Consider the following 21,379-nt stretch of genomic DNA (forward strand, 5'->3'; position numbering starts at 1 on the left):
TGTGGCCGAGATGGAGTGGCGAAGGGTTGCACTGCCCTCCGCGTGACTACCGGCAAGCGGGGAGCGATGATTACCGGCATGGTGTCCGACGACGAGCTGATCGACCGCTACGTGCACAGTGTGCTCGCGCACCTGCCGAAGTCACGGCGGGAGACGGCGACCGAAGAACTGCGGGGACGGATCGCCGAGGACTCCGCCGGGCGCACGACGCGCGAAGTACTCGTCGAGCTCGGCCCACCCGAGGATCGAGCACGCCGTTTCCGGGGAGCACCGCGCCAGCTGATCGGCCCCCGCCTGTACGACACCTATCTGCGGGTGCTGTGGCCGGCGGTCCGCGTGGTCGCGATCGTCGTGGGCGGGCTGAGCCTGCTGGGTGCGGTGGTCGACGACGGGTCGCCGACGATCGGCGGAGCGCTCGAGGAGGCGCTGACCTCGGCGTTCACCGGCGCGGTGTACGCGGCCGTCTGGGTGACGGTGGTCTTCGCCGTGATCGAGCGCACGGCCCCGGGGGCGGTCCTGCACGAGTGGCGTCCCGACGACCTCCCGCCGGTACCGCGCGGGCACGAGATCCCGCTCGGCGACGCGATCGCCGACCTGGTGTTCGGCATCTCGGTCTTCGTCGCGGTCTTGTGCTTGTCTCCCGCGTTGGCGCCGTCGTTCCTCGCCGAGACCGCCGAGAGTCTCGATCCCGGCGTCGTCGATCGGCTGCTGCCGCTGGCGGGGGTCGTCGCCGCGCTGTGGGTGATCGTGGCCATCGCGCAGTTGGTGGTGCGCGCCTGGACGCTGTCGGTGACCGCGCTGTCCGTCGTCGCGGATCTGCTCGCCGTCGTCACCGCCGCCGCGATCCTGGTGCACCGGCCGTACTTCACGGACGAGTTCGTCGCCGATCTCCAGGAAGGCCAGGACGGCGACTTGGGCCGTGCGCTCGACATCGCCATCGGCATCGGCGCCATCGCGGTGATACTGGTCTGTGTCGGCGGCGTGGTCACCGCGGTGCGCAAATACCTCGTCCACCGCGGCGCCTGAAGCGGGGCACGGCGTTCGCCGACACAGACGCGGCTCAAGCGCTCGCGCGCTCGAGCAGTCGATGCACCGCGGCCGGGAGCGTCCGCGCGACCAGGTCGATATCGGGTGCGCCGTCGTAATCGCCCGTGATGCCGAAGTTCAGGGTGCCGGCATAGCTCAACATCGCAATGCCGATGCGGATGCGCATCGCGATGGGGGCGAACGGGAACACTTCGAGGATGTCGGCGCCGAACAGGTGCTGTGTCTGCGCGGGCCCCGGCACGTTCGTGGCCAGGGCGGCGACACCCTGCTGCGGGAAACGCAGCGCGGTCTTCACCGCCCATGCCATCGGCGCGAACGGCACGAGCCCGGCCGCGGAGACGAGCGTCCGGCCCGCACTCGATTCGCCGCCGCTCTTGAGGCTGTCCATCTGCCCACGCACCGCGGCGAACTGGTCCAGCGGATCCTCGAGATGAACGGGCAGCGCCGGCAACATCAGCGAGACCCGGTTGTCCCATCGACCGGAGGCTTGTGCCGATCGCGTGGAGACAGGAGTGAGAACACGCGCGGACTCCGGGCCGGGCTGTTCACCGCGGGCCAGCAGGACCGCGCGCAGCGCCGAGGTGACCGCGGTCAGCGCCACATCGTTGATCGTGCCGCCCAGTGCTTTCCGCACCCTGTCGATCTCGTCGAGCCGGACGCGGGCGACCGCATAACGGCGCTGCCTGCCGATCGGGCCGTTCAGCGAGGAACCACGACGCGGAGTGAGCAGGCTCTGCAGCAACGGCACCGCCCCACGCGCGGTACGGACCACCGCGCGAGGCGCCTGCGCTATCAGACCGGGGGCCCGCAACGGCAGCTCCAGTCCACCACGCACCAGGCGCTGCCAGTCCACGGGTGCGGTGCCCGCGCCGGTGCTCTCGGCGGACGCGGTGTCGGCCTCCTCGGTCGGCGGGTCACAGATGCTGCGCAGCAGGGAGATTCCCGAGACACCGTCGACCATGCTGTGATGAGCGGCCAGGATCATCGCCCAGCGGTCGCCCTCGAGTTCCTCGACCACGGTGAAATGCCAGAGCGGGTGATCGCGATCCAGCCGCCGTCCCATCGTGTTCGCCGTGAGCTCCCACAACGCGGCCTCGTCCCGCGGTCGGGGCAGCGCCGCCCAGGTCAGGTGGTGACCGAGATCGAACGCGGGATCGGGCACCCATACCGGCGCGCTGATGTCCCAGCGGCCGCGTCGGATCTTCCGGCGTAGCCGCGGATTGCTGTCGACGCGGCGCGCGAACCGGCGCTCGAATTCCGCACGGTCGCCGGGAGTGCCCGCGATGATCGCGACTGCGCCGATGCGCGCGCTCACGTGCTGGTCGGTGTCCTCGAGTTCCAGGAAACCCGCGTCGAGGGGCCCCAATTCGCTCATCGCTCGCTCTTTCCCACCAGTCCGACCAGGAACCCGCCGGTGACCGCGGCCATCGCGGCGGCCATCAGCATGCCACCCACCACGCCGATCAGCGCCACCACCGCCACCGCCTGTCCGGGCTGCCACAGCGGACTGGTGAACGCGGTGAAGGCAGTCAACCCCGCCAACCATGCCACGACGTTCGCCGGGATCCAGCGCGCCGCACGGTCGGCGTGTTCACGAAGAACCACCCACTGCGCCACCCCGATGGACAGCAGAATCACCAGCCCTCCCGTCGCGAATCCCGCCACTTGCCCCAGCCCGCCCCATCCGGAGAGTCCGTCGGTGACGACGAACAACGCACCCACGGCCCAGGCGACCACCGCCCCCAGAGCAGTAGCCGCGACCCAACGGGCACTCGACAGTCCCGGCAGCGCCGGTCGCAACGCCCGGGCCTGGAACCACCCCAGTGTCACGCCCTCCACACCCCCCGCCACGAGCAGCGCGGCTGCGGCGAGCACGTCGACGCGATCCCCGACCAACGCGCCCACCACCGAAGGCGTCAGGAAACCGAGAAGCTCGCCGAGGGTCACCAGGGCGAACCAGCGGCGCCACAGCCGTTTTCCCGACAAGATCGCGGCGCTGTCGCGGGCGGACATCGCGTCGGACGGTGAGGCGAGCGGCCGCCGGGAATCCTGCGGAATCATCGGAGTGCCGGTATCGGCGCTGTGCGGCATGCTATCGATGATCCGCTACAGCGGCGTTTCGGTACAGGTACGCGGAGGTACAGCCTCCATACCAGATCCCGACGGGGAAGGATCGACCAGATGCAGGTACGGATCGTCTACGAATCGATGTTCGGCAACACCGCCGAGGTGGCCCGAGCCATCGCCCAGGGGTTCGGCGGGCGCGCCGAGGTGCAGGTGCTGGACGTAGTCGCGGCTTCCGAGCTGCCCGACCTGCCGGTGGATCTGCTGATCGTCGGCGGACCCACCCACGCGTTCGGCCTCAGTCGCGCCCGGACCCGGTTGGATGCCGCCGGGCAGACCGACCGACCGGTCGAAACGGAGATCGGCATCCGCGAGTGGTTGCAGGACGCCTCCCACGCTCGTGCGGGAGCACGGGCCGCGGCTTTCGGCACCAAAGTCGGCAAACCGCCATGGCTGCCGGGTTCCGCGGCACGGGGCGTCGGCAAACGGCTGCGGGCACTGGGATACCAGTTGACCGACGAGCCGCAGGACTTCTTCGTCGCGGGAACCCCGGGGCCTCTGGTGGACGGCGAGATCGACCGGGCGCGCGCCTGGGGTGAGCATCTGGCGTCCACCGCGATGCGGGCCGCGGACGCTGCTCGGAGACACGACGTCGAAGGCTAGCGCCGTCACGCCCCGGCGCCGGGACCCGCCCGGTAGGCGTCGACCGCCGTGGGCAGCGTCGGATACAGGTGCTCCGGTCCGATGCGGTCGGTCAGACCCGAGGCGTCCAGCGCGCACCGTAGATCCTGCTTCACCCGCGCCATCGCGAAGGCGATGCCTCGTTCGGTCAACTCGCGGCGCAGTTGTTCCACCGCGTCCAACGCGGTGAGATCCACCTCCACGTTCGCCTCGGCGTTGAGTACGAACCAGCGCACCGGCGCTCCGTCTCGCTCGGCCTGTTGGTCGACGGCCGCGAGCGCGCGGCGCCGGAAGTCCTCGGCATTGGCGAAGCACAACGGCGCGTCGTAGCGATAGACCACCAGCCCGGCGACAGGTTGCGCCATCGGGTAGTCGTCGATGTCGTGCATGCCCGCCAATCCCGGCACGAAGCCGAGGATGGCGTCGTGGGCGCGCGCGACGCGCCGGAGCAGATCCAGAATCGACAGGGCGATCGCGACGAGTACGCCGTAGAGCACGCCGAGCGCCAGCACCGCCGACAACGTGGCCAGGGCAAGTACCAGCTCGCTGCGCCGGAACCTGCCGATCCGCCGCAGCTCGGCCAGGTCGATCAGCCGTAGCGCCGCGTAGATCACCAGCGCGGCCAGCGCCGCGGTCGGGAACACCGCGAGCACTCCTGACGCGCCGACCAGGACGATCAGGACGATGCCGAGCGTGACCAGCGAGTAGAGCTGCGTCTTGGCATGCATCGCATCGGCGATGGTCGTGCGGCTTCCGCTGCAGCTGACCGGGAAGCCTTGCAGCGCCCCGGCGGCCAGGTTGGTCGCGCCGAGGGCAGCCAGTTCGGTATCGGCCTCGATGTGGCGACCGTGACGCGCGGCGAAGGCGCGGCCGGTGAGAGTGTTGTCGGAGAACGCGACCACCGCGATGCCCACGGCGGGCAGCACCAGCCGTGCCAGGTCGGCTACCTCGATCGCCGCGAAACGCGGGGTCGGGATGCCCGCGGGCACCGGTCCCACCGTCTCGATGCCGTAGCGCTGCAAGGAGAACACGGCCACGACAGCACCGGCGAGCAGAACCGCCAGCAGCGGCCCCGGCAGCTTCGGCATCCACCGCGCCGCCGCGAGCAGCGCGACCAGCACGCACAGCGCCAATACGGCGGTCGGCGGATGCCAGTGCTCCAGATTCTCCGCGAACGAGCGCAACTGGTCCGGGATGGTCTCGCCCTCCACCGGCACACCGGTCGCGCCGCTCAGTTGCCCGACGATCATGAGGCCGGCGGTGCCTGCCAGGTAGCCGACGAGCACCGGCTTGGACAACAGATCGGCGAGTACCCCGAGTCCGCCCAGTGCCGCGAGCAGACAGAGCGCGCCGACGACCACGGCGAGCAGCGCGGCCAAGGTCGCGTACCGGGCGGGGTCACCCGCTGCCAGCGGCGCGAGCGCGACCGCGGTCATCAATGCGGTGGTCGACTCCGGACCGACCGACAGTTGCCGTGAAGTACCGAACAGCACGTACACGGCCAGCGGGCCGATCGCGGCCCACAAGCCGACCACCGGCGGCAGCCCTGCCACCGTCGCGTACGCCATCACCTGCGGCACCAGGTACGCCGCGACCGTCACCCCCGCCAGCACATCCGCGCGCAACCAGGTGCGCCGGTATCCCTGGAACTGCCGCAGACCGGGAAAGACACGCACCGACTTCACCGGGGCATTGTGCGTCACCTCCGACGGACTCCGCCTCTTCGGATGGTCGCGGGCCGAGTATTCAGTCGGCTCGCACCGCCGACGTGGGTTCACGCGGCCCCTGATCGAGCCGGAACGGCGGGTATTCGTCGCGCATCAGCGCCGCGTAGGTGAGCACCCGGTAGAACCAGCGATCGATGCCGAGCACGAAGTCGAACACCGGCCGCGGGTAACGACCGGTGAACAGCAGTATCACCGCCGCGATCAGCACCAGGATGCCCAGCAGCGGGATGCTCGTCGCGGTGCCGCCGCCCTCCTCGGAGCTGAAGGTCGGTCCGGTCGAGGTCATCGCCGCCACGACCAGATAGTGCGGGATGGCCAGCAGCCACCATTTCACCAGGACCTTCCACCGCGACAACCGTTCCGGGTAGGCCACCTGGAGGTCGGCGGGGTACTCGACCGACCCGAGCGTGAACGGCGGATAACGATCGGTGCCGAGCGCGGCATAGGTGTAGAACTGGACCCGCCAATTCCAGCGCATGACCCCCACATTGAAATCGAAGATCGCGCGCGGATAGCGACCGGTGAACAGAATGACCACCCCCGCGGCCAGTGTCAGTGCGGCGAAGGCGATCCACAAGAAGAACAGCACGATGAAATGGGGGATCGCGAGCAGCCACTTGACCAGCCACAGCCAGCGAGAGAGCGGCGGATCCAGGTCACCCCTCAGGGACAACGGATAGCCGGACTCGAATTCGGTATCCATGGACAGCACCTCATGTTCGTCGGTCCGATCGTGGGTAAACGAGGATCAACCGAGTATGGCGGAAGAGGAGGGCCGGGGCAGTGAGGACATCTGACGCACAGCGCGGACAGACTCGCCGATTGCGAGCCGCTCTCACCGGAATGTCGAGTTTCGTCGCCTTCTGGGCCTACGCCGGGGCTGTCGGCCTCGCGGGCGGTGGCGCGGATCTGGGCAGCGAGGTCGAAGCCCGGCTGCCTTTCCACAGCAAGATATTCGCGGGGACGGCGCTTGCCGCGATCGTCGGCGTCCCGATGACAGCGACGGCGGTGCTGGCCGGGCGGTCACGATCACCGGCCGGGCCGGTAGGCGTCGGCAGCGGTCTGCTGCTGACGGGGTGGGTTACCGTCCAGCCGTTCATCATCAGGCGGTTCTCCTGGATGCAGCCGGCGTTCGGCGCGCTCGGCCTGGGCACGGCCGCGCTGGCATGGCGGCTGTGGAGCGAGGACATCGCCGAGGAGGTCACCCCACCAGTGCGGTACTCACCGTGAGGTAGACCAGGATCGACAGCAGATCCTGCACGACCGTCGCCAGGGGGCCCGAGCCGAACGCCGGATCCACCCTGAACTTCGACATCGCCCACGGCAGCGTCATGGCGACGACCACCGCGACCGAACACGCGGCGAACAACGACAGCGACACCGCCGCCGACACCTCGCTCTGATGCCACATCAGCAATGTCAACGGATAGGACATGAGGGCGATCAACGCGCCGATCGCCAAACCTGTCATGATTTCGCGCGCCACGATGCGCTCGACACCGATGCCCACGGACAGGCCACGGATGACGACCGCTTCGGTCTGGGTTCCGACGGCGTCGGCCAGATAGACGATGCCGGGAATGAAGAACGCCACCAGCACCTGGCGTTCCAGTTGTGCCTGGAACGCGTCCATCACGCCCGCGGACACCATCGCGCCGATCAATCCCACCATGAGCCAGGGCAGCCGATGCCACAGCCGCCGTCCCACACTCTCGGTACTCGCCGTCCGGGCGCCCGCCGCCGACTTCAGGTAACCGGACAACCGCGCGACATCCTCGTCGTGCTCCTCGAGCAGGACCGCGAGCAGCCGGTGCGGTGGGATGACGCCCTGGAAATCTCCTGCCGCGTCGACCACCACGAGAGCGGACTCGTCGTGGTGCAACGCCTTCCACAGCGCGCGTTCCTGATCCTGCTGCCCTGCCACGACCGGGAAGTCCGCGTCCATCAGCGTGGAGATGCGCGCGGAATCATCGGCTGCCAAGAGGCTTTCGATCGTCACCACACCGGTGGGTCTGCGCCCCGTACAGACCGCGACGATCCCCGCCTCGACGAACCGCCGGCCGCGCATCCGTGCCAATACATCTGCGACGGTGTCGTCCACACCCGCCACGGGCACGTTCCGGCTGGCATGCGCGGCGGCCGTGCCCACCGTCTGTAACAATCGATCCGAACCCACCGGCGCACCCTACCGCGCGAGCAGGTGCCATCGAGTCGCAGCGCTGACGACGTCTCCCGGCGGAACCGCCCACAGCTCGAGCGCGCTCCGCACCGAATCCGGCCACGAAGAACGACGAGGAGTCCCAGATGGCGGCGGAGCAGACCATGCGGGCGTGGCGGGTCGCCGCCCCGGGACCGGTCGACAGCGCGCCGGTGCGCGCGGGCATCGAACCGGTGCCCACCCCGGCCGACGGTGAGCTGCTGGTCCGGGTGCTGGCGTGCGGTGTGTGCCGGACGGACCTGCACGTCGTGGAGGGCGACTTGCCGGTGCACCGTGCCGGGGTGGTCCCCGGGCACGAGGTGGTCGCCGAGGTCGTCACCGGCGCCGGCGGCTTCGTCCCCGGCGACCGGGTCGGCATCCCATGGCTGCGCCACACCTGCGGCGTGTGCCGGTACTGCCGCCGCGGCGCGGAGAACCTGTGCCCGAACTCCCGGTACACCGGCTGGGACGACGACGGCGGATACGCCGAATACGCCACCGCACCGGCCGATTTCGCACTACCGCTGCCCGCGGGATACCGCGACGACGAACTGGCGCCGCTGCTGTGCGCGGGCATCATCGGTTTCCACGCGCTGGTGCGTGCCGAGGTACCCCGGGGCGGGGTGCTGGGGATCTACGGCTTCGGTGGTAGCGCGCACCTCACCGCGCAGGTGGCCGCGGCACGCGGCGCGCGGGTGCACGTGATGACCCGCGGTGCGGCGGCGCGAGAACTCGCCACGGAACTGGGCGCGGCGTCGGTGCAGGGCGCCGCGGACCGCCCGCCGGAACCGCTGGACTCGGCGATCCTGTTCGCCCCGGCCGGAGAGCTCGTGCCGGTGGCGTTGGAGGCGCTCGACGCGGGCGGCACGCTGGCTCTGGCGGGCATCCACCTGACCGACATCCCACCGCTGAACTATCAACGCCATCTGTTCCGGGAACGACAGGTTCGCAGCGTCACCTCCAACACCCGCGCGCAGGCCCGCGAGTTCCTGACCTTCGCCGAAGAGCACCGGCTACAGGTGCGCACCCACCGCTACGACCTGGACTCCGCGGACCGAGCCCTGTCCGATCTCGCCCACGGTCGTTTCGACGGCGCCGCCGTCCTGGTCCCATGAACGCCGCGTTTCGCCCGGTGTTCTCCTCGTACGCGCTGCACTCGTACACACTGAGGACATGAGTGTCTCGACAGCAGACCAACTGGCGATCGCGCAGGTGATCGGCTTGCATGGGCATCTGATCGACGCGGGCGCCTTCGACCGCTTCGGTGAAGTCTTCACCGAAGACGTCACCTACGACCTCACCGCCTTCGACGCGGGCATCGTGCGCGGACATGTGGCACTGGCCGCGCTGGCGCTCGCACTCGGCGACAGCAACCCGGTCGGCCACCACGTCACCAATCTGGTGTTCACCGGCGCGGAAGGCGACGTGGTCACAGCGATGTCGAAAGGGCTGGTGGTGTACGCCGACGGCACGTGCTCCGGTGTCGTCTATCACGACACCCTCGCGAGCACAGCCGCCGGTTGGCGCATCGCCCACCGTCGTGTCACTCCCCGGCGACGACCGCTTCATCCCTGATCAGAGCAGCCCGCGTAGCCTGTCCACTGCATCGGGTCATCGGCAGCACTGGAAGGCAATCGTGGAGTTACACGCTTTTCCGATCATCGCGGCCGTGCTGGCGATCGCTGTTGCCATCGGATCGGTGGCAGTGCGGCTGCGACAGCCGCTGATCGTCTCCTTCATCGGTGTCGGCATCCTGGTCGGGCCGCTGGGAACCGGATGGGTCCAGGCCGACGACACGATCGAACTGCTCTCGCGCATGGGGATCGCGATCCTGCTCTTCCTCGTCGGGCTCCGGCTGGATCTGCATCTGATCCGCAGCACGGGCAGGGTCGCGCTGGTCACCGGCCTCGTCCAGATCGCCTTGACCGCGATGGGCGGATATCTGATCGCCCTGGCATTCGGGATGAGCTCGGTCGCCGCCCTGTATGTGGGAATCGCGCTCGCCTTCTCCTCCACGATCATCGTGGTCAAACTGCTGTCGGACAAACACGAACTGGATCAGCTGCACGGCCGGATCGCGGTCGGCATCCTGATCGTGCAAGACCTCGTCGTGGTCCTGGTGATGATCACGCTCACCGCTTTCGCACAGCCGGCGAACGGTGATTCGCTGCTCGGTGTCGCCGCCATCCTCGGCAAAGGCGTCGGCCTGCTCGCCGGAACCGGACTGCTCATGCGCTTCGTGCTGCCCTGGCTGCTCGAACACGTCGCGCGATCGCAGGAACTGCTCGTCCTCTTCGGTGTCGCGTATGCCGCGTCGGTGGCCGCGGTCAGCGAATGGCTCGGATTCGGCACAGAGGTCGGTGCTTTCCTGGCCGGCGTTTCGCTGGCCTCCACCCCGTACCGCGACGCACTCGGCGCCCGCATGGTGAGCCTGCGCGACTTTCTGCTTCTCTTCTTCTTCGTCGACCTGGGCGCCCGGCTCCAGTTCGACAATGTCGTCGAACAGATCTCCGAAGCCGTCGTGCTCTCGGTGTTCGTGCTGCTGGTCAAACCGCTCATCATTCTCGTGACCATGTCCGCACTCCGGTATCCGGCGAGAGTCGGCCTGCCCACCGGCCTGACGATGGCCCAGATATCGGAATTCTCGTTGATTCTCGCGGCGCTCGGTCTCGGGTTGGGCCACATCGACAGCGCGACGGTCAGTCTGATCACGGTGGTCGGGTTGGTCACCATCACCGGTTCGACGTATCTGATCATGTACTCGGGCTGGATTCGCGACCGGCTCGAGCCGCGCTTCGCGGTCTTGGACCGCACCCACAGCCCGGCAGCGACGGCGCAGGACCCTGATACAGACACCGATGTGATCCTCTACGGCCTCGGCAGATTCGGACGCCATCTGGCAGAGCGGCTGAGCGGGCGCGGAATCCAGGTTCTGGTCGTCGATTTCGACCCGCATCGGATCGCGACCACCGTTCCCGAGGGAGTGGCGGCGGTGTTCGGAAGCGCCGAGGACGTCGATCTGCTCAACGCCCTGCCCTTGGAGCGCACCCGCTGCGTGGTCAGTGCCATTCCGGTGGTGAGCACCAATCTGGCGTTGCTGCACAACTTGCGCCACCACGGCTATGCCGGACCGGTCGTGTTGACCGCGCACACCATCCGCGACGCGGGCCTGCTGCGTGAGGCCGGTGTCACCGTGGTGCTGGAACCGTTCACGACAGCGGCGACCACCACCGCCGACACCCTGCATCAGCTGCTCAGAAGGCTCGACGAGGACTGACGACGAGCCCGGTTGCCAACAACTGAATTGCACACAACCGAATTGCGCGCTACAGTTCTGCCATGGCCGAACTGTCGACCCTCGATCAGCAGCTGTGCTTCCAGCTGTACTCCGCCTCGCGCACCATGACCGCGATCTATCGCCCCAAGCTGGAGGCGATGGGCATCACCTACCCGCAGTACCTGGTGATGCTCCTGCTCTGGGAGCGCGATGGCCGCACGGTACGCGACCTGGGGGAGAAGTTGGCCTTGGACTCGGGCACGCTCTCCCCGCTGCTGAAGCGGCTGGAGGGCGGCGGACTGGTGGAACGGTCACGCTCGGCCACCGACGAACGCCGCGTGGAGATTCGGCTCACCGAGCGCGGGAGCGCCTTGCGTGAGCAGGCGTGCGGCATTCCCGAGGAAATCTTCGACGCCACCGGGCTTCGGCCCGAAGAAGCGATCGCACTGCGCGACACGCTGGCGCGCCTGAGACGGGCGATGGACGCCCGTATCGAATCCGAAAGGAACCGAACATGAACGTTCTCTACACCACCGAAGCGCTCGCCACCGGCGACGGCCGCGACGGTCGGGTCCGCTCCGACGACGGCCGGATCGATCTCGACCTGGCCGTGCCCAAGCAGATGGGCGGCAGCGGCGAGGGGGCCAATCCCGAGCAGCTGTTCGCCGCGGGCTATGCCGCCTGCTTCCACTCCGCACTGCGCATGGTCGCCCGCCAGGCGAAGGTGAACGTCGAGGACTCCTCGGTCGGCGCCGCTGTCGGCATCGGTACCACCGAGGCGGGCGGCTTCGGATTGCAGGTGACTCTGGAGGTGACGTTGCCCCACATCTCCCGCGACCAAGCGCAGAGCCTGGCCGATCGAGCCCATCAGGTGTGCCCGTACTCGAATGCCACCCGCGGCAATATCGACGTCCGGGTGCTGGTCGCCGACGACTGATCGCCGAGTGCCGCCCGCCGGTGCGGCTATCGGCGGGCGGCCCGATTCACTCGCGTCAGCACGCTGTGCAATTCCTCGAGCTCGTCGAGGCCCACGCCCAACCTCTCGACCACCGCGGCCGGGATCTTCTCCGCCTCGACGCGCAGTGCCCGCCCGGTGGGCGTCAGGTCGATGACGAGGTTGCGCTCGTCGCGCGGATCGCGAGTGCGAGTGATGTAGTCCAGCGCTTCGAGACGCTTGAGCAGTGGCGACAGCGTCGGCGAATCCAGTTGCAGCAGTTCGCCGATCTCCTTGACCGACAGCGGGGCGTCACCCCACAGCGTGAGCATCACCAGGTATTGCGGGTGGGTGAGCTTCATCGGTTCCAGAAGAGGCCGATAGATCGACAGCACGGCACGGTTGGCTACCGCCAGCGCGAAGCACACCTGCCGCTCCAGTCGCAGCGGATCATCGATCGCGCTGCCCATATGCACCTCCTCGAGAAATGCCGATCAGACGTTTCGATTGTGGTCGGCACCCGGACCGTCCAGCCCGCCGGGGCACCCGCCGCCTCGATTAGATCGCGCGTTAACTATTATTGCACGATATATTAACGCTCAACCAGAAGAGGCGAGCCATCCTCCGCCCGGCCCGCACGGAACCGGGGGAGATCGAAGGGAGCAGGCGATGCACGCGCGAACGAAACCGACCCTTGTCCAACAGGTCCACTACGTCTTCGGTGGGACTCTGCCGCCCTCGATGGCGGACTGGGTGATCGCCGACCTCACCGGCCCTGGAGCGACGCGCCGCTACCTGCTTCGCTTCCTGCTGCCGGTGATCCCGCCCCTGTGTCTGTTCATGCTGCTGCCCGGACCGCTGTGGATGCAGTTGTCCATGATGTCGCTGCTGTATGTGCCCCACGTCTACTTCACGATCGCGCTGCTGACCGTCTATCGCAGGCATCGCCTGGCCAAGCACGGTCTCGATCCCGACCTGGCGAACCAGGAGGAGATCCGACGCCGCGACGAAGAACGGGTGGCGTACGAGCGCCGGTACGGCAGGGCGTAGCGAATTCCACCGCACCGGCCGGCGCCGGTGCGTCCTTCTCGGGGCCGGTTCGTCTGAGGAAGCGGACTCCCATCCAGCCGGATGTGAGCACAGCTTCTTCCGAGAGGAACCTGCCATGACCGTCCACCTCACCGACCGTGCCGGGGGTGCGCAATGACCGCCCCGGCCGTCGTGGTCGAAGATCTGCACGTCGCCTACGGCAGCACGTGGGCCCTCGACGGTGTCGACCTGGAAGCCGCCGCGGGGACGACACTCGGGGTGCTCGGCCACAACGGCGCGGGCAAGACCACCCTGATCAGAGCTCTCACCACCCTGGTGCGGCCGACCATCGGCCGTGTGGAGATCGGCGGCATCGACGTGGCCGCCGACGCCGGTGCGGTCCGCCGCCGGATCGGGGTGACCGGTCAATACGCCGGGCTCGACGAATTCTTCACCGCCCGTGAGAATCTGGAGCTGATCGGTCGCCTGGCGGGATTGCGCCGCGCGGCCGGTCCTCGTGCCGACGCACTCATCGACCGGCTCGGGCTGCACGAATACGCGGCCCGGCGGGTCGGTGAGCTGTCCGGCGGTTCCCGTCGCCGCGTGGATCTGGCCGCGAGCCTGGTCGGTGACCCGGCGGTGCTCTTTCTCGACGAGCCGACGACCGGTCTGGATCCTCTCGCCCGCGCCGGGCTGTGGGACGTCGTCGGCGAACTCACCTCCGCCGGCACCACCGTCGTGCTCACCACCCAATACCTCGAGGAAGCCGACCGGCTCGCCGACCACATCGTGGTACTGAACCGCGGCCGAGTCGCGGCCCGCGGCACCCCTGAGGAGTTGAAACGAATCGTCGGCGGCAAGATCGTGCACGCCACCGTCCCTGCCCGGCAGGTCATGGACCTGCCGTTCGTCTCCGACACCGAACGAGCCGACGGCGCACGGGTGCGGGTGTCGATCACCGTCGACGACGCCACCACCGCGACCGCGCTGGTGGCCGATCTGCACCGAGGCGGCATCGAGGTCGCCGATCTGGATGTGTCCTCCCCGAGCCTCGACGACGTCTTCACTCATCTCGCCCACACGGCAGGAGCTCACCGATGACTCACACCAGCACTCCGGTCGGCCGTTCCTCGACCGCGGACCAGCTCGCCGCCCTGACCGTCCGAAGCCTGCGCACCAGCGCCCGCGTCCCGCAGCTTCTGATGTTCTCGTTGACCATGCCGATGGCGATGCTCGTCCTGTTCAGCCAGGTGTTCCGCAGCGTCACCGCCGGACCCGGTTTCCCCGCCGGGGTCAGCTACATCGACTTCCTCACTCCCGCCATGCTCGCCGTCTCCACCGTGATGGCGGGCACCAATGCGGGGGTCTCGGCCGCGATCGACCACACCAACGGCCTGCACGACCGGTTCGCGTCCCTGCCGATGCGGGCGACGTTGCCCGGGGTGGCCCGCACCCTGAACGAAGCCGTCTTCACTCTGGCCCGTGCCGCGCTGCTCGGGATCGCCGCCGTACTGCTGGGATTCGGTTTCCACGGCAGCGCCGTCGATGCTGTGGCGGCGGTTGTGGTGCTGGTGGTGCTGGCGGGGGCGATGAGCGCCCTGTTCGGGCTGATCGGGGATCGGTTGCGCCGGCCGGATGTGGTCCAGTTCGCCGGAATGATGGTGATGATGCCACTGATGTTCGTCTCCAGCGCGTTCGCACCCATCGAGACCATGCCCGGCTGGATGCAGGCCGTGGCCACGGCGAATCCGGTCGCACACGCCATCGACGCTCTGCGCGGGCACGTGCTCGGCACCGCCACGGCAGGCGACACCATCATGGCATTGGTCGCGGCGATCGCACTGTGGGCGGCGGTTGCCGCCGTACCGATGATCACCCGCGTGGTTCGACCGGTGCGCGCCCGCTGAACGTCGATACACTCGACCCCCTTCACCTCGAGATGAAGGGGGCCGAGTGCCATTGTGGACCCTCGCGTGGGAACCGTTCGCGAGGTCTTGTCGCACCGTCCGCGGATCGGACCGGTGCGGGATCGACGGTGCTCAGACGTCGGTGTCGAGCAGATGCAGTTCTTCGGCCACGATCAGATCGACCTCTTCGCTGGTCGAATCCGACAACAGGTGTGTGGTCAGCATGATCACACCTCCTCACCGCGCTGGACAGGTCGAAGCGGGAAACTCCGCACATTCCTACAGACGCGACACCGCGGAATCGGACGCAGGATGCGTCCTATCGCGGGCTGCCTCGTCGGTACCTGTGAACGAGAACCAGCAGGTGTCGCCATCGTGTCGTCGGGCGAGCAGACTGGAGACAGAGAGGATCACAGATCATGAGTGAGACAACGGCGGTTACGGCAACCTCACCACCGCGTGGCGACAGTGATCTCGACCATCTCTGGCGCCGCTTTTCCAGCGATCTCCGGGCCTTCATCGCGCGCCGGGTGGCGCGTCCGGAGGATGCCGAGGACATCCTGTCCAAGGTGTTCCTGCGAATGGTCGAGAGTCTGGATGATCTGCGTGACCAGGACCGGCTGTTGGGCTGGATGTATGCCATCACCCGCAACGCGATCACCGACTACTACCGATCCGCGCCCCGTCGCCGCGAACTGGCCGTCGACGCCGTGCCGGACAGTGCGTCCACGCCCGACGGTGAACTCGACACCGACCCGGCCGCGGAGAAGGAGCTCGCTTCGTGCCTGGTTCCGATGCTCTCCGCGCTACCCGCCGAACAGGCTGCCGCGGTGAAGATGGTCGACCTCGAGGCCCGCACGCATGCCGCGGCGGCCGAGGAAGCGGGCATCTCGGTGTCGGGAATGAAATCTCGCGTCCAACGTGGCCGCGCCGCCCTCCGTGCCCAATTGCACGCCTGCTGCCGTATCAGCCGGGATCATCTCGGCCAGGTGCACGAATACCAGCCCCGGAACGGTGCCTGCGCGTGTGGGGCGACGCCGCCACCGGAGCACCCGACCCGCTGACGGAGCCCCCGACCCGCTGACCCGCCCACGAGCGGTCGGCGGGACGAAAGTGCGGTGCGAGCCGTTGAGGCTCGCACCGCACTCGACCGGGGTTACCGGCAGCCACACTCGCCCGTGGCAGCCGTCGAACCGCAGCAGGTCGCCTTTTCGCTGTGATCACAGCACGTGGTCTGCCGTTCGGAGCTGCAACACATCGATGCGGCAGCCTGCGGCGGCGCATCCGTTCGATGCGCCGCCGGTGCCGGTGACACGAATTCGTTCTGGCTGGTCATGGTGGCTCCTCGGAGTCGTAGGGGACAGGCACAAGGACAGACGACGCGGTACCGGAAAGGACGCAGGCCCGTGTGAGGCGGACGCCGATCCTCGTCACGGCATCCACCGACGCGATCGACCATCCACGAGCGCGATGCGACCACAGACCGCCCAGTTCTGCAGGATTTCACACATGAGTCTCATTCATGTCTATATCGATCACTAATCGTCAATTTCATCCGAATTCCTCCGGATATTGATAGATTTATCCGCAAGCACCTATCAATCCGTGTTCTGTCCATCGGCCACCGACAGCCGCTTCCGCGCGGGCGCCGAGACCGGAGGGTGTTCGAGGAGTGGACGTGACGATGGAGCACGTGACGGGCGCGAAAGCGCACCCGGACAGCGCGGCGGACGGCGGCGCGACGGAGAAGCGGCCGGGGCCCGCCACCGCACTCGGAAACGGGATCGTCTCGGCCACAAGCACATTCGGTCGGACCGTGCGCTTGGGAGCGCGCGCGACCACCCTGATGATCACCGATCTGGCCACCGGGCGCTTCCCGTTGCGCGAAGCGCTCGTGCAGGCATGGTTCTTCGCCTCGGTCTCGCTGCTGCCCGCGATCCTCATCTCACTGCCGATGGGCGTGGTGATCGCGGTGCAGATCGGGAGCCTCACCGAGAATGTGGGCGCGGGTTCCATGGCGGGCGCGGTCGGCGGCATGGGCGTGATGCAGCAGATCGCCCCGCTGGCGGCGGCGCTGCTGGTGGGCGGCGCGGGCGCGTCGGCGATCGCCTCCGATCTCGGGGCGCGCACGGTCCGCGAAGAGATCGACGCGCTGCGCACCATGGGCATCGACCCGCACCGCCGCCTCGTCGCGCCCCGTGTGCTGGCCATGACGGTGGTGGCGCCGATGCTGGCGGTGCTGGTCATTCTGATGAGCGTCCTGGCCGGCTTCTTCGTCGCCTCGATCGGCCAAGGGGTCGCGCCGGGCTCGTACTGGCTGTCGTTCGGCAGCTTCGCCGGTGTCACGGATCTGGCGATCTGCCTCGGCAAGTCGGCGCTCTTCGGCTACCTGGTCGCGGTGATCGCCAGTCAGCGCGGGCTGCAGGCGCGAGGCGGCCCCAAGGGCGTGGCCGACTGCGTGAACGCCGCGGTGGTCCTGGGGTTGCTGGCCTGCCTGCTGGTGAACCTGATCATCACTCAGATCGTCGTGCTCTTCGTCCCGATCGGAGTCCTGTGATGGTCGTCGGTCGTGCGTGGACCACCCGCCCTTCCGTCTACCGGCCCGCCGGGTTGCGCTGGACGACTCGACTGCACCGGGTCTGGGATCCATGGGAGGAATTGGGCTTTCAACTGCGGTTCGGCATCGCCGCCTTCCGCGGCACCGGGTGGGCACTACGCCGCTACCGCAAGCAGGTCGTGGCGGTGTTCACCGATCTGGCCTGGGGCAACGGGCGATCGGTGATCGTCGGCGGCGGGGTGGCGCCGGTGCTGGTGGTCATGGGTGTCGTCGCCGGGGCGATGATCGGCCTGGTCGGCATCACCGCGCTGGATACCCTGGGCATGGGGCCACTGGCCGGTGCCATGTCGGCACTGGCCAATCCACGGGAGCTGGCCCCGTTGATCGCCGCGGTGGGCTTCGCCGCACAGGCGGGCTGCCGGATGACCGCCGAGATCGGCGCCATGCGCATCTCCGAGGAGATCGATGCGCTCGAGGCCCAGGCCATCGACCCCATCCCGTATGTGGTGTCCACCCGTGTGCTGGCCGCGGTGCTCACCGTCGTGCCGACCTACCTGATCGCGCTCGCGCTCGGATTCCTGACCACCCGCCTCACCGTCACGGTCGTGCACGGGCAGGCCGTCGGCGCGTTCGACCACTACTTCCAGATGCTCGTCGAGCCGCGCGACCTGATCTATTCGCTGGTCAAGGTGATCGTGTTCGTCCTGCTCGTCACCTGCGTCCACGCCTATCAGGGCTTCTACGCCACCGGCGGGCCCGAGGGCGTGGGCGTGGCCTCCGGACGCGCGATCCGGGCGAGCCTGGTCGCCATCGCGTCGGCCGACATGGTGCTGACGATCGCCATGTGGGGCATCGACACCGACATCGGATTCGCGGGGTGAGGCATTCATGAGCAGAGCGAGGCAATTCTCCGAACGCGGGCCGGGACGGGCCGGGCTGCGGTGGCGCGGGATGGTGCTGCTGGCCGTGCTGGCCCTCGCGCTCGCCGCCGCGTGGCGCTCGGTGGAGCCGGCGAGGACCGGCGAGGTCGAATTCGACATCGTCGCAGCGAGTCTCGGCGACGGGGTAAGCGAGGACACCACGGTCCGGTTGCGTGGGCGCACTGTCGGGGCGGTTGTCGCCGTCGACGCCGTCGGGGTCGACCGGCGGCGCGTGCGGGTGAGCATCGAGGCGCCTCGGCTGGCGGAACTGAGCACGGCGATGCAGACGCGTTTCGTCTCGTCGAACCTGTTCGGCGCGACCGCGCTGGAACTGGTGCCCATGCCGGGCGGCGCGCCGATCGTCGCGGGCGCCGTGCTCGATGTCGGCGATCGGGTCGACAACTTCACCGTCACCGGCATTCTGCGCGAGTCCGGTCGCGCGGTCGCCGACGTACTGACCCCGCGCCTGGCGACCTCGCTGGAGAACGCGGCCGCGCTCACCGAGGCGGGCGCGCCGCTGCTCGGCTCGGCGCTGCTGCTGGCCCGCACCTGGGAGCGCACGCGGACCGTCCCGCTGGCGGAGGCGATCCCGGACATGGCCGATGCGGCCGAGGGCGTCGCCGCGTTCACGCCCTCGGCGCTGAGCATCCTCACCGCGCTCGCCACGGTCGAGGAGCTCGACGAGGACGCGCGGATTCTGCAGGCCTCCGACACCATTTCCGAGGTCTCGAACCTGGTGTTCGCCTTCGCCGGTCAGCTCGTCGGCGCGCTCGGCCCGACCGCCGACCTGGTGGACATGCTGTTGGACACGATCATTCCGCTGAACCAGGCGATGCGCGGAGTCACCCCCGCCCAGGTCGGCGCGCTCACCGCGGGACTCGACGGCGCGCTACGACAGCACGGCGAGGCAGTCGTGCTGGACGTGGAAGTACTGATCGACGCGGTGCCCGCCTTCACGGTGCCGCTGCGGGCGACGGGAGGAGGACCCCGATGAGAACTCCTCGTGCCGCCGCGGTGCGCCTGCTGGTGTTGCTGGGCGTGGTGATCGCGATCGTGATCCTGGTGGTGCAGGCCATCACCCGCCCCGTCGGCGGCGAAACCTTCACCTATCGGGCCGAATTCGGTGATGTGTTCGGGTTGCGGGACAACGCCGACGTCCGGGTGCGCGGTGTGCAGGTCGGCAAGATCACCGGCATCACCCTGGCCGCCGATCATCGGGCCGAGGTGCGCTTCACGCTGCGCACCGAGCACCGCCTGCGCGAGGGCGACCAGCTCGCCATCCGCTTCCAGAACCTCACCGGCCAGCGCTATCTGGCCGTGCTGCCCGCCGAGGCGGGCGGGCCGCCGCACGATCCCCGCGAACCGGTTCGCGACACCGTCGATTCCTTCGACATCACCACCGTCTTCAACGGGCTGCGACCGCTGCTGCGCGAAGCGGACCCGCAGGTGTACAACCGATTCGCCCAGACCCTGGTGGCCGTGATCGAAGGCAACGGCGACGATCTGGCACCGCTGCTGCGCGATCTCGGCGCGCTGGCCTCCTACGCCGAGGATCGCAGCGCCGTCATCACCGTCGTGGTGGCGAATCTGGACAGCCTGTCGCAGAAGCTGCGCGGCCGTTCGGAGAACCTGGAGAACATCCTGCGGGTGTTCCACTCCATCTTCATGCCGGTCGCCGGTCGCATGGCGGAGTTCTTGAACCTCATGCAGAAGGGCTCGGTGGAGATGAGCGAGATCGTCCGGACCACCGAGGCATTGAGCAGACTCATGCTCGGCGCCAGGGACAGCACCGACGCACTGACCGAACGCCTCCGGCAAGCGCTGCCCGACACCACCGAGGCGGTGCGGTCACTGTCGGAGCTGCCCGGCGTGCTGGCCGCGCTCAACGCACTCATTCCGGCGTCGGAACCCGACCGGTACTGCGCGAACGGCACTTTCGCCCCACCGGTGAACGCGGCCGTGCTGTTGCAGGGCAGGCGACTGACCGTGTGCGCAGGAGGCGGACGATGACCTCACCACGGACCGGCATCGATCGCCGATCGCTGTCGCTGGGCGGCGAGGAGGTCGCGACCCGGGTGGAGCTGGTATGGGCGCTGGTGAGCGTCGTCGTGCTCGCCGTGGCGTTCGGCGCGGTCGGGGTGCTCTACGCGCATCCGCCGAACAGTTCGGCCTATCGGCTGCTCCTGCCGGAGACCGGCGGGCTGGAGCCCGGTGACGAGGTCCGCATCGCGGGCGTGCCGGTGGGGCGGGTGTCCGCCGTTGAACTGGGTTCGCAGACCGTGGAAATCACCTTCACCGTGGACTCCGGTCAGCACCTCGGCGACAAGTCCTCCGTCGATGTCCGCATGCTCACCCCCGTGGGCGGGCTGTATCTGGCGGTGCTGCCCGCAGGATCGCGGCCACTGCACGGTCCGATTCCGGCTGAGCGCGCACGGTTGCCGTACGTGGTCTCCGATCTGGTCGAGCAGACGACCGAGATCGCCGGTCGGGTCGACACCGGCGCGCTGCGCGCGACGCTCGAGGCGGCCTCCGCCGCGGTGACCGATGCTCCCGGCACGGTGCGCGAGGCGGTGTCCTCGCTCGGCGTCGTGGTCGAGGCGATGGCGAAGCAACGCGATCAGGTGCAGGGCCTGCTGGAGCTGTCCAACGAATACCTCGCCGCCGCCCGCCGCAACGAAACGCTCACCACCGAGATCGTGCGCGCCTACGCCGTACTCGGTCCGCAGATCGTCGCCGCCCGCGACGAGGTGGAGATCTTCGCCGACAAGATCACCGCCGTGGTCGGCCTGTTGTTCGATTTCTTCGCCGGTCCCTATCAGGAAAGCCTGGAGCCGTTGTTCTTCCCGCTCGAACAGAGCGCCGACACCGGACGCGAACTGCTCGCCGCGGCGGACGCCGTGCTCGCCGAATTCCGCCACACCCTCCGATCGCTGGCGGCACTGGCCGGTCCGGAGGGACAGGCGCTGGTCGACCAGAGCGGACTGACAGTGCGGCGCCCCGACATCTGTCTGCCGGTTCCGGGAAGGGGGTGCTGAGGCG

Annotated in this window: 22 protein-coding genes and 1 pseudogene; 17 read left to right on the forward strand and 6 right to left on the reverse strand. The window is 68.6% G+C overall.

All coding sequences use genetic code 11. From position 1 onward, the window contains the following. Positions 1-78: 78 nt before the first annotated feature. The gene (locus IU449_RS04095; RefSeq protein ID WP_228803691.1) at positions 79-1,026 is read left to right on the forward strand and encodes a hypothetical protein; all 948 of its coding nucleotides are present in this window, start codon (positions 79-81) and stop codon (positions 1,024-1,026) included. A gap of 34 nt (positions 1,027-1,060) precedes the next feature. Here the strand turns inward: IU449_RS04095 and IU449_RS04100 are convergent, their stop codons facing one another. Both IU449_RS04100 and IU449_RS04105 read right to left on the reverse strand, forming a co-directional pair. Further along, the gene (locus IU449_RS04100) at positions 1,061-2,422 is read right to left on the reverse strand and encodes a wax ester/triacylglycerol synthase family O-acyltransferase (RefSeq protein ID WP_195000603.1); all 1,362 of its coding nucleotides are present in this window, start codon (positions 2,420-2,422) and stop codon (positions 1,061-1,063) included. Then, a complete protein-coding gene (locus IU449_RS04105; RefSeq protein ID WP_195000604.1) occupies positions 2,419-3,138 on the reverse strand; it encodes a hypothetical protein in 720 nt (239 codons plus the stop codon). The genes IU449_RS04100 and IU449_RS04105 overlap by 4 nt, the downstream gene beginning before the upstream one ends. 90 nt (positions 3,139-3,228) lie before the next feature. Here IU449_RS04105 and IU449_RS04110 point away from each other — a divergent pair, with 90 nt between their 5' ends. After that, entirely contained in the window at positions 3,229-3,774 is a 546-nt protein-coding gene (locus tag IU449_RS04110; protein ID WP_195000605.1) for a flavodoxin family protein, read from the forward strand. A 5-nt stretch (positions 3,775-3,779) separates the two neighbouring features. Here the strand turns inward: IU449_RS04110 and IU449_RS04115 are convergent, their stop codons facing one another. Next, positions 3,780-5,468, reverse strand: a complete 1,689-nt coding sequence (locus IU449_RS04115; RefSeq protein ID WP_324188230.1) for a SulP family inorganic anion transporter — start codon at positions 5,466-5,468, stop codon at positions 3,780-3,782. A 70-nt stretch (positions 5,469-5,538) separates the two neighbouring features. Beyond that, positions 5,539-6,198: pseudogene (locus IU449_RS04120) on the reverse strand (DUF4389 domain-containing protein); the annotation flags it as partial. 143 nt (positions 6,199-6,341) lie between these two features. Here IU449_RS04120 and IU449_RS04125 point away from each other — a divergent pair. Next, positions 6,342-6,749: a hypothetical protein gene (locus IU449_RS04125; protein WP_195000607.1), complete on the forward strand. Its 408-nt coding sequence runs from the start codon at positions 6,342-6,344 to the stop codon at positions 6,747-6,749. On the opposite strand, the gene IU449_RS04130 is transcribed toward IU449_RS04125, so the two are convergent. Beyond that, positions 6,721-7,695: a magnesium transporter gene (locus tag IU449_RS04130; RefSeq protein WP_324188083.1), complete on the reverse strand. Its 975-nt coding sequence runs from the start codon at positions 7,693-7,695 to the stop codon at positions 6,721-6,723. The two genes, IU449_RS04125 and IU449_RS04130, sit on opposite strands and share 29 nt — an antisense overlap. 146 nt (positions 7,696-7,841) lie before the next feature. On the opposite strand from IU449_RS04130, the gene IU449_RS04135 reads away from it, so the two are divergent. The 5 genes from IU449_RS04135 (at position 7,842) to IU449_RS04155 (ending at position 11,930) form a co-directional block, all read left to right on the forward strand. After that, positions 7,842-8,831 carry a zinc-binding alcohol dehydrogenase family protein gene (locus tag IU449_RS04135; RefSeq protein ID WP_195002305.1) on the forward strand — a complete coding sequence of 330 codons (990 nt, stop codon included), beginning with the start codon at positions 7,842-7,844 and terminating at the stop codon, positions 8,829-8,831. 58 nt (positions 8,832-8,889) lie between these two features. Further along, the gene (locus tag IU449_RS04140; RefSeq protein WP_195000608.1) at positions 8,890-9,291 is read left to right on the forward strand and encodes a nuclear transport factor 2 family protein; all 402 of its coding nucleotides are present in this window, start codon (positions 8,890-8,892) and stop codon (positions 9,289-9,291) included. Between the two features lie 61 nt (positions 9,292-9,352). Then, positions 9,353-10,993: a cation:proton antiporter gene (locus IU449_RS04145; RefSeq protein ID WP_195000609.1), complete on the forward strand. Its 1,641-nt coding sequence runs from the start codon at positions 9,353-9,355 to the stop codon at positions 10,991-10,993. Between the two features lie 62 nt (positions 10,994-11,055). Then, on the forward strand, positions 11,056-11,511 hold the full coding sequence (locus tag IU449_RS04150; protein WP_195000610.1) for a MarR family winged helix-turn-helix transcriptional regulator: 456 nt from the start codon (positions 11,056-11,058) through the stop codon (positions 11,509-11,511). After that, positions 11,508-11,930 (forward strand): organic hydroperoxide resistance protein, encoded by a 423-nt coding sequence (locus IU449_RS04155; RefSeq protein ID WP_195000611.1) that lies wholly within the window; start codon positions 11,508-11,510, stop codon positions 11,928-11,930. Before IU449_RS04150 ends, IU449_RS04155 begins: the two co-directional genes overlap by 4 nt. 26 nt (positions 11,931-11,956) lie before the next feature. On the opposite strand, the gene IU449_RS04160 is transcribed toward IU449_RS04155, so the two are convergent. Beyond that, positions 11,957-12,397, reverse strand: coding sequence for a MarR family winged helix-turn-helix transcriptional regulator (locus tag IU449_RS04160; protein WP_195000612.1), 441 nt, complete (start codon positions 12,395-12,397; stop codon positions 11,957-11,959). Between the two features lie 199 nt (positions 12,398-12,596). Here IU449_RS04160 and IU449_RS04165 point away from each other — a divergent pair, with 199 nt between their 5' ends. From IU449_RS04165 to IU449_RS04205, 9 genes are all read left to right on the forward strand, one after another. Beyond that, positions 12,597-12,977 carry a DUF5313 family protein gene (locus tag IU449_RS04165; RefSeq protein WP_195000613.1) on the forward strand — a complete coding sequence of 127 codons (381 nt, stop codon included), beginning with the start codon at positions 12,597-12,599 and terminating at the stop codon, positions 12,975-12,977. Between the two features lie 153 nt (positions 12,978-13,130). Next, on the forward strand, positions 13,131-14,057 hold the full coding sequence (locus IU449_RS04170; protein WP_195000614.1) for an ATP-binding cassette domain-containing protein: 927 nt from the start codon (positions 13,131-13,133) through the stop codon (positions 14,055-14,057). Then, complete coding sequence (locus IU449_RS04175; RefSeq protein WP_195000615.1) at positions 14,054-14,863, forward strand: ABC transporter permease; 810 nt, start codon at positions 14,054-14,056, stop codon at positions 14,861-14,863. Before IU449_RS04170 ends, IU449_RS04175 begins: the two co-directional genes overlap by 4 nt. A 419-nt stretch (positions 14,864-15,282) precedes the next feature. Continuing rightward, the gene (locus IU449_RS04180; RefSeq protein WP_195000616.1) at positions 15,283-15,927 is read left to right on the forward strand and encodes a sigma-70 family RNA polymerase sigma factor; all 645 of its coding nucleotides are present in this window, start codon (positions 15,283-15,285) and stop codon (positions 15,925-15,927) included. 620 nt (positions 15,928-16,547) lie between these two features. Further along, positions 16,548-17,420, forward strand: coding sequence for an ABC transporter permease (locus tag IU449_RS04185; RefSeq protein WP_228804116.1), 873 nt, complete (start codon positions 16,548-16,550; stop codon positions 17,418-17,420). Then, positions 17,420-18,301 carry an ABC transporter permease gene (locus tag IU449_RS04190; RefSeq protein ID WP_195000617.1) on the forward strand — a complete coding sequence of 294 codons (882 nt, stop codon included), beginning with the start codon at positions 17,420-17,422 and terminating at the stop codon, positions 18,299-18,301. The genes IU449_RS04185 and IU449_RS04190 overlap by 1 nt, the downstream gene beginning before the upstream one ends. Positions 18,302-18,308: 7 nt before the next feature. Continuing rightward, positions 18,309-19,334, forward strand: a complete 1,026-nt coding sequence (locus IU449_RS04195; protein WP_195000618.1) for an Mce family protein — start codon at positions 18,309-18,311, stop codon at positions 19,332-19,334. Continuing rightward, positions 19,331-20,350 (forward strand): MlaD family protein, encoded by a 1,020-nt coding sequence (locus IU449_RS04200; RefSeq protein WP_195000619.1) that lies wholly within the window; start codon positions 19,331-19,333, stop codon positions 20,348-20,350. The genes IU449_RS04195 and IU449_RS04200 overlap by 4 nt, the downstream gene beginning before the upstream one ends. Then, on the forward strand, positions 20,347-21,375 hold the full coding sequence (locus IU449_RS04205; protein ID WP_195000620.1) for an MlaD family protein: 1,029 nt from the start codon (positions 20,347-20,349) through the stop codon (positions 21,373-21,375). Before IU449_RS04200 ends, IU449_RS04205 begins: the two co-directional genes overlap by 4 nt. Positions 21,376-21,379 lie beyond the last annotated feature (4 nt).

The sequence above is a fragment of the Nocardia higoensis genome, assembly GCF_015477835.1.
GTDB classification, from domain to species: Bacteria; Actinomycetota; Actinomycetes; order Mycobacteriales; family Mycobacteriaceae; genus Nocardia; species Nocardia higoensis_A.

What these genes read in the sequence shown, in the direction of transcription:
- IU449_RS04160 (WP_195000612.1), bottom strand. Translation starts at nt 12,397, where the DNA reads ATGGGCAGCGCGATCGATGATCCGCTGCGACTGGAGCGGCAGGTGTGC.
- IU449_RS04140 (WP_195000608.1), top strand. Translation starts at nt 8,890, where the DNA reads ATGAGTGTCTCGACAGCAGACCAACTGGCGATCGCGCAGGTGATCGGC.
- IU449_RS04190 (WP_195000617.1), top strand. Translation starts at nt 17,420, where the DNA reads ATGGTCGTCGGTCGTGCGTGGACCACCCGCCCTTCCGTCTACCGGCCC.
- IU449_RS04095 (WP_228803691.1), top strand. Translation starts at nt 79, where the DNA reads ATGGTGTCCGACGACGAGCTGATCGACCGCTACGTGCACAGTGTGCTC.
- IU449_RS04200 (WP_195000619.1), top strand. Translation starts at nt 19,331, where the DNA reads ATGAGAACTCCTCGTGCCGCCGCGGTGCGCCTGCTGGTGTTGCTGGGC.
- IU449_RS04110 (WP_195000605.1), top strand. Translation starts at nt 3,229, where the DNA reads ATGCAGGTACGGATCGTCTACGAATCGATGTTCGGCAACACCGCCGAG.
- IU449_RS04205 (WP_195000620.1), top strand. Translation starts at nt 20,347, where the DNA reads ATGACCTCACCACGGACCGGCATCGATCGCCGATCGCTGTCGCTGGGC.
- IU449_RS04180 (WP_195000616.1), top strand. Translation starts at nt 15,283, where the DNA reads ATGAGTGAGACAACGGCGGTTACGGCAACCTCACCACCGCGTGGCGAC.
- IU449_RS04185 (WP_228804116.1), top strand. Translation starts at nt 16,548, where the DNA reads ATGGAGCACGTGACGGGCGCGAAAGCGCACCCGGACAGCGCGGCGGAC.
- IU449_RS04135 (WP_195002305.1), top strand. Translation starts at nt 7,842, where the DNA reads ATGCGGGCGTGGCGGGTCGCCGCCCCGGGACCGGTCGACAGCGCGCCG.
- IU449_RS04170 (WP_195000614.1), top strand. Translation starts at nt 13,131, where the DNA reads ATGACCGCCCCGGCCGTCGTGGTCGAAGATCTGCACGTCGCCTACGGC.
- IU449_RS04150 (WP_195000610.1), top strand. Translation starts at nt 11,056, where the DNA reads ATGGCCGAACTGTCGACCCTCGATCAGCAGCTGTGCTTCCAGCTGTAC.
- IU449_RS04195 (WP_195000618.1), top strand. Translation starts at nt 18,309, where the DNA reads ATGAGCAGAGCGAGGCAATTCTCCGAACGCGGGCCGGGACGGGCCGGG.
- IU449_RS04105 (WP_195000604.1), bottom strand. Translation starts at nt 3,138, where the DNA reads ATGCCGCACAGCGCCGATACCGGCACTCCGATGATTCCGCAGGATTCC.
- IU449_RS04165 (WP_195000613.1), top strand. Translation starts at nt 12,597, where the DNA reads ATGCACGCGCGAACGAAACCGACCCTTGTCCAACAGGTCCACTACGTC.
- IU449_RS04155 (WP_195000611.1), top strand. Translation starts at nt 11,508, where the DNA reads ATGAACGTTCTCTACACCACCGAAGCGCTCGCCACCGGCGACGGCCGC.
- IU449_RS04100 (WP_195000603.1), bottom strand. Translation starts at nt 2,422, where the DNA reads ATGAGCGAATTGGGGCCCCTCGACGCGGGTTTCCTGGAACTCGAGGAC.
- IU449_RS04175 (WP_195000615.1), top strand. Translation starts at nt 14,054, where the DNA reads ATGACTCACACCAGCACTCCGGTCGGCCGTTCCTCGACCGCGGACCAG.